Annotated in this window: 10 protein-coding genes, 1 tRNA gene and 1 pseudogene; 1 reads left to right on the forward strand and 11 read right to left on the reverse strand. The window is 35.3% G+C overall.

Translation table 11 applies throughout. From position 1 onward, the window contains the following. From CYP84_RS09995 to yedE, 7 genes are all read right to left on the reverse strand, one after another. The coding region (locus CYP84_RS09995) for a tetratricopeptide repeat protein (RefSeq protein ID WP_141089219.1) at positions 1–505 on the reverse strand (505 nt) is incomplete at its 3' end. Between the two features lie 23 nt (positions 506–528). Continuing rightward, complete coding sequence (locus CYP84_RS10000; RefSeq protein WP_180996414.1) at positions 529–1,767, reverse strand: CHASE2 domain-containing protein; 1,239 nt, start codon at positions 1,765–1,767, stop codon at positions 529–531. A gap of 116 nt (positions 1,768–1,883) precedes the next feature. Further along, positions 1,884–2,420 carry a hypothetical protein gene (locus CYP84_RS10005; protein ID WP_103637433.1) on the reverse strand — a complete coding sequence of 179 codons (537 nt, stop codon included), beginning with the start codon at positions 2,418–2,420 and terminating at the stop codon, positions 1,884–1,886. A 261-nt stretch (positions 2,421–2,681) separates the two neighbouring features. Further along, positions 2,682–2,900: a hypothetical protein gene (locus CYP84_RS10010; protein WP_103637434.1), complete on the reverse strand. Its 219-nt coding sequence runs from the start codon at positions 2,898–2,900 to the stop codon at positions 2,682–2,684. Between the two features lie 120 nt (positions 2,901–3,020). Then, positions 3,021–4,442, reverse strand: coding sequence for a hypothetical protein (locus CYP84_RS10015; protein WP_103637435.1), 1,422 nt, complete (start codon positions 4,440–4,442; stop codon positions 3,021–3,023). Positions 4,443–4,863: 421 nt separating this feature from the next. Next, a tRNA-Met gene (locus CYP84_RS10020) sits at positions 4,864–4,940 on the reverse strand. 117 nt (positions 4,941–5,057) lie between these two features. Then, positions 5,058–6,116, reverse strand: a complete 1,059-nt coding sequence (gene yedE / locus CYP84_RS10025) for a YedE family putative selenium transporter (RefSeq protein ID WP_103637436.1) — start codon at positions 6,114–6,116, stop codon at positions 5,058–5,060. Positions 6,117–6,252: 136 nt separating this feature from the next. On the opposite strand from yedE, the gene CYP84_RS10030 reads away from it, so the two are divergent. Next, the gene (locus tag CYP84_RS10030) at positions 6,253–7,452 is read left to right on the forward strand and encodes a molybdopterin molybdotransferase MoeA (RefSeq protein ID WP_103637437.1); all 1,200 of its coding nucleotides are present in this window, start codon (positions 6,253–6,255) and stop codon (positions 7,450–7,452) included. A gap of 41 nt (positions 7,453–7,493) precedes the next feature. Here CYP84_RS10030 and CYP84_RS10035 read toward each other — a convergent pair whose 3' ends face one another. The 4 genes and pseudogenes from CYP84_RS10035 to CYP84_RS10050 all read right to left on the reverse strand — a co-directional run. Beyond that, positions 7,494–10,757 (reverse strand): Mbeg1-like protein, encoded by a 3,264-nt coding sequence (locus tag CYP84_RS10035; RefSeq protein ID WP_103637438.1) that lies wholly within the window; start codon positions 10,755–10,757, stop codon positions 7,494–7,496. Then, entirely contained in the window at positions 10,758–11,396 is a 639-nt protein-coding gene (locus tag CYP84_RS10040) for a tRNA 2-selenouridine synthase (protein WP_103637439.1), read from the reverse strand. A gap of 102 nt (positions 11,397–11,498) precedes the next feature. Beyond that, a complete protein-coding gene (locus tag CYP84_RS10045) occupies positions 11,499–11,645 on the reverse strand; it encodes a diadenosine tetraphosphate hydrolase (protein ID WP_103637440.1) in 147 nt (48 codons plus the stop codon). Next, positions 11,646–12,069, reverse strand: a pseudogene (locus tag CYP84_RS10050) (hypothetical protein); the annotation flags it as partial.

A 12,069-nucleotide genomic window follows, 5' to 3' on the forward strand; every position in this document is an offset into this window, starting at 1 on the left:
CCTTAGGATAATCACCCATATCGCTATAAACAGAGCCTATATTATTATAACTGAGAGCAGTAGCAGGATGATCCTTGCCTAAAACTTTTTCGTTTATATTTAAAGCCTTTGTAAAAAACTCTAAAGCCTTAGGATAATCACCCATATCGCTATAAACAGAGCCTATATTATTATAACTGAGAGCAGTAGCAGGATGATCCTTGCCTAAAACTTTTTCGTTTATATTTAAAGCCTTTGTAAAAAACTCTAAAGCCTTAGGATAATCGCCCATATTTTTGTAAACAATCCCTATATTATTATAGCTAGTAGCTGTATCAGGATGATCTTTGCCTAGAGCTTTCTCTCTTATCTCTAAAGCTTTTGTTAAAAATTCTAAAGATTTGGGGTAGTTTCCATCTTGATAATACTTATATGCAGTGGCACTATAGCTTTTGGCGTCATCTAGCGTAGCACTAAACGCAACTGAAACGGTTAGAAAAAGAGCTAACAAAATTTTTCTAAGCATGATTAATCCTTTAATGTGAATTATTAAATATCCATAAATAGTAGTAAGCCGACTATCATAATAGCTATAATTACAGCAATAACAACTAAAACTAAGAGGGTCTTGCTGAGATTTTTTATTAACTCTTTTGCTTTAAGAATTGAAATAACTATATCTATAAGCTTAAATACTATCAAGACTACAACCCATGTGACATAATGACCCTTAAAAAATAGAATTATTGCTGGTATAAAAAATATCACTAAAGAAGACAATCTCAAAAGATCAAAATTCCCGTCGATATGGAGTGCTTTTGCTAGCTTTGGTACAAAGTAGGCACACAAGCCAAAGAATAATAGATAACATATCATACCTAGCCAAACTGGTATAGTGTTTATGCCATCTTTTAGATTAAGAGCGGTATTAAGTGCATTGGCTAAGGCTATAACACCACTTATAACACCTATAGGAGTTTTGTGTATGTCGCCTGAACCGGGATAGTCCGAGCCTATAAGCACGATGGCATCATCAAACTCCTCTGCATCTATCTGGGATAGTCCGGCTGCATGATAGAATTTGATATTTTCATAGTTTGAAGTATATGTTTTATTACCACCTTGATCTATAATTTTTAGATCTTTATAAAGTATCCTGTGTCTAAAACTATCATCAAAGCTTAACTCTCTTGGACAAGTAAATTTTGCTTCACTATTTGCAAGCTCTAGGACAAGATGTCTTAAAGTCTTATCGCCATCGCAAAGATAGGGCGTGTATCCACGAGTAACTCCGTCTTTATCGCTAGAAATATTTGTTTGAGTAAATTTGATGTTAGGATTTAGCTTGAAGTCTTGTAAAAATGGCTTATTTATAGTTTTTGGTAGATATATAGGATATGAGCTAGCATATAAATTTAGTCTATCTATAAGACCTAGATCATCCTTGGTGACTGTGCCGTTAATGTCGCTTGGATACTCTAAAGAGTAGTCTAAGACTAAAGTTTTTGGTTTGCTGCCTGAACCAGATAAGGTTTTGTTAAAATCATCTAAGACATTAGCAAGAACACTTCTTGGGGTGAAGTTAAATTTGATGCCTCCTTGTCCGTCGCTTAGGTCGTGCTTGTCTAGGTAATCTTGATCTATTAAGATTACTGCTATTTTTTGTGATTGGCTTGCTGATGGTGCTTTGGCATAAATTTCTTGCATGATGTCATACTCAAAGTCGCCAAAATTTACTCTGACGATCTCACGATCTTTGACTAAGCCGTAAATGGCAAAAGATACCATAGCAAGAATTCCTAAGAATATGGCTTTTTTTATACTGCTAGACTTTTGAAATAAGTCAGAATCTGTTGAACCTTTTAATATCTTTTGAATGTTGTTGCCTAAAAATCTAAAGAACTTCATCGTGTTTTAACTATAAAACAAGGAGACTCATATCCATCTTTATCCATCATATCTATCCTGTCGCCATTTTTAGGAGATATGTCTAACTCCGGGCTTATGCTTCTGTTTTTAACGTCAAATTCGTAAAACTTGTCGCCTTGGCGGTATTCTATTTTAATGATATGATCGCTTACAACTAATGCATCTTTGCTAGGATCTATCTCCTCGCATCCTCCTTCTGCTCTCGTAGAAGCTGTCGTAGATGTAGTTTGTGCTTTAGCAAATAGTGTAGAGAAAAAGCCACTTCTTTTTTTGGTAGCTGCTATGTAGGTGTCATTTGGTGATTTTAGGTTGTAATTTTGCTTTAAAACATCGTCAGTTATCTTTAAGACGCCGTTACCAGATATAAATTTGATCTCTTGACCACTTGTGGCTGTAGTAGCCTTGCTCTCTTTGCCGTCAATGCTATAAACAACATCACCCTTAACGTTGATAACCACATCAGCATTTAGGCATGAAACCAAAAGTGTAGCTGCAAGTAAATAAGACTTCATAATGATACCTTTTTAAATTTTTGTTGTCATTTTATTAAACAAAAACTAAAAAAGGACTTATGTCCCTTCATGAGATACAAGCCCTATAAATAGAAACTTTAGCTACACACTTGTTGCTTTATTTGTTTATTTTTAATTTAAAAGACAAAGACAACTCATGTATTTGGTCTTAATTAATGGGCAAGAAATTATTGAAAAAAGCAATAAATCTCGAATTCGCTTTCTGCTCTAGTTCTTAAATACTCTATATGTCCCTAGTGTTTAAAGTCCAAAGTCCATTTCTTTGTTTTTTAGTTTTGACTCTACTTTTCCAGCAAGTTCCAGTCCGCACTTTTCTTTTATTTTATTTAAAATATCAGATAGCGACAAGCCAGGAAACTTTTCTTTTAGTTTTTTTTCAAAAGAACCAGTATCGTCGTTTAACATCTTGCTTATCGAATCACAACCAAATGGTATTTCAGGTCCTAAATTTTCTTCCATATTCAACTCCTTTTTTAATAGTTACGAGCAATTATATCATCATTAATTATTTTTATCAATATTAAGTCTATTAAGTAGCGAATATTTATTATTACAACTAATTTTCAATAAGGTCTAGCCTTACCCCATCTCTATCCCAGCATCATCTTTTGTAAATTTACTCCTTAGCTCTGGCATCTCATTTACTATCATATCTTTTAGCTCAGGATCGGTGCTTGCTATTTCAAGTAAAAGATCTAAGCTTTTGTCATTAAAGTCTCTTAGCCTGATATTTTCACTTTGTAAACTTTCATTTTTATGTTTTAGAGTCAGATTTTCTCTATTCTTACTCTCTATCAATACATTTTGTTCATCTATTTTTGTTTGCTGATTAGTATGTGCTTTTAGTCTGTTTTTAAGATGCGTTATCTCATTATCTTGCTCAGCTTGAATCTCTTTTAAATCATCTAGCTCTTTTTCTAGCTGCTCTTTTTCTTTTAAGACTTCTATGCTTTTCTTTTTATCTTCCTCTATGATCTTGCTTTGTTCTATTACTTGCCCATCAAGAAGTTCTACCTTTTCTTTTAGCTGCTCATCAGATGTGATGGTTATGTTTTCTTGCATTCGTTCATAAACTAAATTTGTAAATTCTGCTAAAAAGGCTTTTTCGCTACTAGCTTCCATTTTAAAATAGTTGATCTTTTTGCTTAAAAACTTGTATTCTGGCTTTATATATTCTTTTGCTATACTAATTATCTGCTCTCTAATCTTACCCTTTAACTCTTTCTCGCTCTTATATTCACTTGCTATTTTGTGCATTTGGGTTAAATTCTTGTGTCTATTTTTACTTGGCTTACCACGAAGTACCTGACCTTCAAATGCCTCTGCACCCATATCTTGTAGATCTTGGCCAAATTTTGCTGTTTTTGACCTGCCGCTAAATCTCAAATTTGCATGCTTTTCAAAGCTGTAGTTTGTAAAAAAGATATGAAAGTGCTTAGTCTTCTCATCATTATGTTCAGCTACAAGCAGACACTTTACGCCATGCTTTGCGCAGTATGTGCTTACAAATCTCATTACTCTATCCATATGTATGTTTTCATTTATAAATTTCGACTCTTCGTCGTTTAGCCCTTCTTTTGGCTCCTTCTCTCTGTCTGTGCCAAACGTGATGATAATCTCACAAAAGCTACGCATATCTTTGCGCCAAGACTTTTTTATAACAGTATCTTTGCCATTTCGCTTTTGCGTATAGGACTGCGCAGTATAGTCTTCTTTAAAGCTATCCTGAAAGCCTTTAAGTAATTTCTTTACAAAGGCCATATTATGTAGTTCATCATCTTTGCTGTTAGCATCTCTCATATTGCCATTGCCATTAAATTCGCTTAGGAGCTTGTAGCGATTAATAGTGACTGGGGTTTTGTTAAGATACTTTATATGCTTAGTTTGATTTTTCTCACGGCACGCATGTGCAAATCTACCTATGGCTCTACCATATGTTAAAAAACCTGACCTTACGTTTATAACTAGGTTGTGGCCGTTTATTGTATATGCATTAGCCATGGCAAATCACCTCACCATTTGAACTTTCTCTCGTATCAGCGGTGCTAGTTACTATTAATGAAATTTTTTTCATTTTCTTCCTTTTAAAAAGATATTTATAGTAATTACACCAATTTTGGAAAAAATCTTCGCTAGAAATGCAAATTTTTGTGAAAAAATATGTCATTTAAGAAAAACAAATTAAAAATAGTAAAAGGATAAATGCCAAAAGTGCATATTTAAGGGATTTGATATAAATAGATAGAAGTAAGAATTTAAAACAAATTTATTTTTATGGTATTAAAAGGGTGATGGCTTTATAATCATTGGAATTTTTAAGAGACTGTCCCACTTTAGTAACTAAGTGTTCCACTCTTAAAGGAAATTTTAAAGAAAGGGAAAGAACAAAAGCATCACTGCTAGTGCCTAAAATAGGGTGTTTTGGTGTCACGGGGGAGACTTGAACTCCCGACCTCCGGCTTATGAGACCAGCGCTCTAACCAGCTGAGCTACCGTGACAACTTAAAATAAGTTTTGGATTATACAACCTAAGAACTTATTTTTAGCTAAAATTTATCTCACACAAATTTTATAGATATAAAGAGCAAATTTGACTGCAAAGGCAGCCAAATTTATTTAAGCTTTTTTAGTGAAAAATCCAACGTAAATAGCATAGATAAAGCCGATCACTACGGCATACGGGGCAAAAGGTGTGATGCCAGCTCCTGAGCTTGCTAGCACGAAGTTATGGCTTATTGCAGCTCCAGCTCCCATACCTAAAACAAATACTGCTGAGCTTAAATTTCCAGCTCCCATCTGCACTAGGTGTTTGCCAGGGCAGCCATAGCTTAGGCTAAAGCAAAGACCAGCGAGCGTCATACCCAAGAAATTCCAAAGCATATCGTTGTGAGCGATAGGCTGAGCTTCAAAGCCAAATTTGTATTGATTTAGCACTAAATTTGTGATGCTTGCGCAGACGATGATAGAGATGACGCCATAAAACATCGAAAAGTCACGCTCGAAAATTTTGCTTATTGCGCCAACTGAGCAAAATTTACTTCTTTGCATAAATGCACCGATGATGATGGCACAAATAAGAGAGATAAATAAATTTGCATGCTGTGAGCCTGGGCCTTTTTCTGAGCTAAATAATGCGCCATTTTCGCCAAGTTTTAGACCAAAGATAAGTGCTAGTAAAAGCAAAATAGCAATGATCAGTGGCAAAAACCCTATCGCCTTTGCAGTGGTTTCACTCTCAGGCAAAACATAGCCATTTTTCTTGAAAGTTCGTCCCACAAAGACGCCAGCAAATAGGCCAACGACGCCAGCTATGGCGGTCATATCTCCGCCTCCTAGACGCAAAAACGCTCTCCAAGGGCAGCCTAAAAATATGAGGCAGCCTATCATCGCAAACACGCCTAAGAAGAACCTAGAAAATGCCGCGCTACCAGATACTGGAGTGAAATTTCTACTCCAAAGCATGCTAGCTAGAAAGCCTCCGATGATAAGCCCTAAAATTTCAGGCCTTAGATACTGCACGACTTTTGCCTGATGAAAGCCAAGCGCCCCCATGCTATCTCGTAAAAAGCAAGCCGCGCAAACGCCCATATTTGCTGGGTTGCCAAAATGAACGAGCACTGGACCAAGTATGCCAAGGCTCGCACCTGCGATGATGTAAAGTAGTGTTTTGTTCATGTAAATTCCTGTGTAAAGGTAAAACCCGACCGGTTTCTTAAACGATATTTTAATAATCATTAAATAAAACAAAGATTAATTTTTTGTAAAACAGAAGTGGCTAAAATATGCAAAAATTTCATAAAAAGGACAAATGATGAAAGATTTTATGAGCTATGCAGATAGCCTGAAAATTCTAAAAGATACGATAAATGCGTGGGAAAAGGTCGAAAAAGTAGCCATCACGGACGCGCTTGATAGAAATATCGCCTATGATGTCACAGCCGCTGAAAACTATCCAGCAAAGCCAGTTTCGGCGATGGACGGCTACGCTTTTGCCTTTAAAGATGGCCTAAGCGAGCTTGAGCTCATCACAGACCTTCCAGCAGGAAGTGACAAAGGGCTAGTTATAGAGGGCAGTAAATGCGTCAAAACCTTCACTGGCTCGCTAATGAGCGAAGGCACCGACACTCTTGTGCCAGTTGAAAATGTCGAGGTAAGCGGCTCAAAAATAATTATCAAAAAGAGCGTGCCAAAGGGTTTTGCCGTGCGTGAAGTAGGGGAAAGCTATAAAAAAGGCGAAATTTTAATAAAAAAAGGCACACGCCTAACATACTCTGAGATCGCACTTCTTGCCGAGCTTGGCGTCTTTCACGTAAGTGTCTTTATCCGTCCAAGAGTGGCGATACTAGCAACTGGCAGCGAGATAAAAGACCTTGGCGAGCCACTAGAAAATCCAGCGCAAATTCACAGCTCAAATCACGTAGGCATCGCTATGCAGATACGAAAAATGGGCGCAGAGCCGATCCTTTGCGAGATCGTAAGAGATAAGGCCGAGCTTGTCGAAAAAGCGATCATAAATGCACTAAAATCAGCCGATATCTTGGTGACGACTGGCGGCATCAGCATGGGAGACTATGACTTTGTAAAGGGCGCTTTAAATGAAAATTTCAAACTCATCATCGAAGGCGCTGCGATAAAACCAGGCCGCCACATCAGAGTGGCAAAATCAGGCGACAAATATATCTTTGCGCTGCCGGGATTTCCTTACTCGGCGATGGTTATGTGCGTGCTTTATGTAAGAGTGCTTATAAACACTTGGTTTAGCCAAGAAGAGCCAAAGATCACGGCGATAATGGACGAAGACTACAAAAAACGCTCGCCATTTTTGGAATTTACAGCGGTAAATTTAGAAAACAGAGATGGCAAGATCTTTGTAAATTTAAACGGCAAAAAGCTAGGCAGCTCAGCGATCGTAAATAACCTAACAAACGAAGCTGCACTGCTTATCATCCCAAAAGAGACAGAATTTATCGCAAAAGGCGAAGTGGTGGAAGTTTTAAAGATGCCTTGCTAAAGTGAGTGAAATTTAAATTTGCCAGAGGTGCTTTGGCAAATTTATAGCCCTTGAAGCACTATGACGTCGGTTATCTCGGCGTCTTTTTCTATCTTAGCGTCTAGCCCTTTGGCTATTTTTATAGTGATATCTTTTGTTTGATTTGGCGTTAGAAAGATCAAATTTCTAACATCATTTTCATATTCGCTCAGTCTTTCGTAGTAGCCGTTTATACCGTGCTTGCTCTTATATTCTGGCTTGATGAAATTTAGCCTAAAAACATCGGCGCCGTATTTGAAAGAGTACTCTTTAAATTCATATTTTCTTTGGCTGGTTGTTTTGAAATTTTCATTTAGTAGCTTTAAAAGTGCCTTGTCGCTAACATCTTTTGCGTCGCTCTCTTTTAGCACGATCTCGTCAGCTCCGTTTGGCTCTTTGTACTCGGTGCCGTTTATGGAGTATATGGCGACGTGCATGTTATCTCTTTGCGATGCAGCACTCTTCATGAAAAACCTTAGCCTTGGATTTTGCGTGATCTGTACATCTTTTGGAGTTATCTCGTTGCCGCTGCTATCAAGGTATTTTATCCCTTCAAAATTTAGCAAATTTGACTTTTTGACTATGGATAGCGTGCAGTTTCTATCGCTTAAGCAGTGATGGACTAGGTCTTGCATGAGAGCGTAGTCTTCATTTACTCTTTTGGCACTTAGGGCGCTCTTTGGCACGTGGGCTACGCAGGTGCATGGCGAATTTGCCGAGCAGCCAACTATCGGCGAGCCAAGGAAGTCTCGACCTAGTATGAGCGGTACGTCCTGAGATTTGATACTCCTGCCAGCTTTGCTTTTTAGCACCACTCTACCACCATGCGGGCAAGTGATGATATCATCTTCTATGACTGGGTGAGCGGTGAAATTTGTAGCTACTGCACCCAAAGGTAAGCTTTGATGATCTAGTGCCTCTTTGTTTTGCATTTGGCTCTCTTGTTTATCATCATTGTTAGCTCTTTTTAGCTTTACATCCAAGCTACCCCTATCTATATCATAGCCAAGCACTCTTATGCTTGTGTTTTTATTTGTTATATCAAGAGAGCCTTTAGAGCTTTCATCACCCCTTGGGCTAAAGTAGTAAAATGGCTTTTGCTCATCTTTGTTTTCATATAGATCATGCTCTTTTTCATCTTTGAAATTTGTAAAGCCAAATTTATAGTCTTTAGCTTCATTTGCACCTTTTAGAAGTGTAGAGTTTAAAAAGAGATCAACCTTGTAGTTTTCTGGACTATCTATATCAAATTTATCTCTTATCTTGGCGTAGATGCCTTCTATATCTACTATGTCCTTATCTTTTGTAAATATGGCTAAACTCTCTTTATCTTTATCCACATATACGCTAGAGCTAGCTGATAAAAAGCCAAATTTTATCTCGCCTCTATCTTTTACGTCGTATAAATTTATAGAGCCACTTTGCGTGCTGTTGTCAAATAAAAGTGAGTAGGTCTGCTCTGATCTTTTCATAAAGTATGCCTTCTCATCTTGTGATGAAAGCGACCTTGTGAAATTTGATGTATAGGTGTAGAGCTTGCTAGCATCAGCCTTGGTGGTGGTGACATCACTAGAGCTCTCATCTACTACCTTGTATGTCCTGCACTTGTGCATAGCTCTTTTATCTTCTATGCTTTCACATCCGTTTTCTTTAAATTCCTCAACTTCATCTTTGCTTATTATCTTTGTGTATCGCTTCTCATCACTAAGCTTAAATATATCTTCTATTATCAAGGCTTCTTGCTCGTCTTTTAGATAGTGATCTGTGCGTATATCTAAGTCATGTTTTATGTTATTTAACAGTATAAGTAGTAGCCAGTTTTTGTTTTTATTATATGTAATGGGTGAAATGGTGGCTTTATTGTCCATGTTGAAATTTACGCTATTGTATTGCATAGATAAATTTGTATCTAGATCAAATATAAGCTTATAGTTTTGCTCCATAAAGTCATTTAGGTATAGAAACGTGCCTTTTAAGCTCACATTGTTTGTCTTTTCGTCATTATCTTTTTCATTTAAAAGATATGAGAAAAAGTATAGTGTAGCAGCCGTATAGGTAAGAAAGTGCGAGCTTATACTTACATTTGTATTTAGTATCGCATCTACGTTGCCTATATTTATAAGCACTTCATTGCCATTTATATCAACCCCGAGGTCTTGTATAGCGTTTTCATAGAGTTTATTGTTAAATGCTAGGCTATCATTGTCTGTTTTCATGTGATATATGTTATTAACATTTAAAGGTGCTGGTAGGTAGGTGTGGTTTTCGTTTGCAAGTGATATATTTGTGTTTAGTATTTTTTGGTAACTAAGATTTATTTTATAGTCTGAGCGAGCTCTAGCCATGTTAAGATATTTGATTTTAATTATAGTCTTATGAGATCTTGCCATCTCTTCACAAGAAGACGTTAATGCATTATTTATATCTTCTATCCTTGATGCTATCTCGCCTCTTAGCATATGATCACTTAATAGTCCAGGTGAGTTAAATGTATAAATTTCATCTATATACTCAGCAAAAGTAAAAGCACATACCTGAGTTAGATATCCACCAAGGCTATGACCGCAAATGTTTATCTTTTCGCCTTCTTTTAAGATAGGTATAACATTATCCATAAAAAAATATATTAAAGATGTTGCTTGATCTGGTATGTTGTTAGTTGCCAACTGAGCATCCGCATATAAGTCTTCTGGAGTTATTTCAGTCCCCCTAAATGTTAGTATCTTTTTATTATTATCCATTGTATCTTCAAAGAGAGTGGCACTAAAACCTTCATCATCATTTTTTTGATGTTTTAGAAGTTTAAATCTTGATGTGAAATTTTTGGTGCGCTCTGAGATTTGGTGATAGCCTTTTTCGTTTATGAAAAGTCTTTGTGGCTCTCCTTTTGGTGTTGTTATGAAATTTCTTATCTCATTTGAAATTTTAACTTTCTTTATAGTCCCGTCATCGTTCTTTTCAGGTTTTTCTATTGTTAAATCCTGCATAAATCTTGCTTCAACACAAAGAGCGTAAGCGGTAGGTTGTCCTACTTCTCTTTTGTTGTCTTTCGATAAAATAGTCTCATTTTCTTTTGTAATTTCACTTTTCCAGTTTATCCCATCAGCATAATCCCATCTAGGCTTTGGCGTCTTTAAAATTTTCTCATTGTAAAATTTATCCGAAAAACTCCAAATTTCATTCTCGTCTATATACTCAAAAAAAGCATAACTAACATCAGCTATATCAGCATAAACTCTTAGTTTATCTACCATTTCTTTATTTGTTAAATTCTTTAGAGTGTTCATTTATTTGTCCTTGTCTTTATTGCTGATTTTTTGAAATTTACTATCTATAAAATAAAAATAATTGTCGCCACTTATATTTATGCTAGTTTCTTTGTATAAACGTATTCCGCTTGCTTCATCGCCATACAAGCCAAAAATTTTATATCCTTTGTAATAATTTACACCTGTTTTTATAGGGATAATATTTTTATTATCATCAAGATAAAAATAGCTCATACTAATGAAAGGTTGCCATTTGTAAAATATATCATTTCCTATAAAATCTATTATTTTATTTAAATAAATTTCTGGCACTTCTGCCTTTTTATTAAAATCATTTCCGTAATCTCTTGTGGTTACATAATATTTTTTACCATTAGATAGCACTCTAGGTAATTTTTCATTCATAATAGCTTGATCATTTAAGTCAAAATCTCTATTATTGTTTTTAAAGAAATCATCAAGATACTTATCCCTCTCTTCTTCTCTCTTATCTATCTCTTTCTCTAACTTCTCATCAAATACATAAACACCACCATATTTCTTAGCAATGCTCTCTTGCTCACTAGTTAGATCAGAAATTCTTATAAAGCCATTAAAATAAGCAAGTGGTAGCAGTATAAACAAGCAGATAAAAACTATAAATTTGACTTTTTTCATCATAAATCCTTTTAAATTTAAAACTATACAAGATAGAAATTTCTTATAATCTTATTGTGATTATATTTATAATATTATTAATTTATTATGCTTAGTTGAGGTTTATTGATTATAAAATTTATCAGACACACTCCAAATTTCATTCTCATCTATATACTCAAAAAATGCATAAGCAACATCGGCTATATCAGCATAGTCTTTTATTTTATTTACCATATCTTTATTAGTTAAATTTTTTAAGGTATTCATTTATTTATCCTTGCTTTTACTACTGATTTTTTGAAATTTACTATCTATAAAATAAAAATAATTGTCGCCACTTATATTTATGCTAGTTTCTTTGTATAAACGTATTCCGCTTGCTTCATCGCCATATAAGCCAAAAATTTTATATCCTTTGTAATAATTTACACCTGTTTTTATAGGGATAATGTTTTTATTATCATCAAGGTAAAAATAGCTCATACTAATAAATGGTTGCCATTTGTAAAATTTATCTTCCCCTATAAACTCTACTATTTTATTTAAATAAATTTCTGGCACTTCTGCCTTTTTATTAAAATCATTCCCGTAATCTCTTGTGGTAACGTAGTATTTTTTACCATTAGATAGCACTCTAGGTAATCTTTCATTCATAATAGCTTGATCGTTCAAGTCAAAATCTCTATTATTG

Source organism: Campylobacter concisus, assembly GCF_002912425.1.
Taxonomy (GTDB): domain Bacteria; phylum Campylobacterota; class Campylobacteria; order Campylobacterales; family Campylobacteraceae; genus Campylobacter_A; species Campylobacter_A concisus_AH.

Coding starts and splice junctions, on each gene's coding strand:
- CYP84_RS10040 (WP_103637439.1), bottom strand. CDS start 11,396: ATGAAAAAAGTCAAATTTATAGTTTTTATCTGCTTGTTTATACTGCTA.
- yedE (WP_103637436.1), bottom strand. CDS start 6,116: ATGAACAAAACACTACTTTACATCATCGCAGGTGCGAGCCTTGGCATA.
- CYP84_RS10015 (WP_103637435.1), bottom strand. CDS start 4,442: ATGGCTAATGCATATACAATAAACGGCCACAACCTAGTTATAAACGTA.
- CYP84_RS10010 (WP_103637434.1), bottom strand. CDS start 2,900: ATGGAAGAAAATTTAGGACCTGAAATACCATTTGGTTGTGATTCGATA.
- CYP84_RS10000 (WP_180996414.1), bottom strand. CDS start 1,767: ATGGTATCTTTTGCCATTTACGGCTTAGTCAAAGATCGTGAGATCGTC.
- CYP84_RS10045 (WP_103637440.1), bottom strand. CDS start 11,645: ATGAATACCTTAAAAAATTTAACTAATAAAGATATGGTAAATAAAATA.
- CYP84_RS10035 (WP_103637438.1), bottom strand. CDS start 10,757: ATGAACACTCTAAAGAATTTAACAAATAAAGAAATGGTAGATAAACTA.
- CYP84_RS10030 (WP_103637437.1), top strand. CDS start 6,253: ATGAAAGATTTTATGAGCTATGCAGATAGCCTGAAAATTCTAAAAGAT.
- CYP84_RS10005 (WP_103637433.1), bottom strand. CDS start 2,420: ATGAAGTCTTATTTACTTGCAGCTACACTTTTGGTTTCATGCCTAAAT.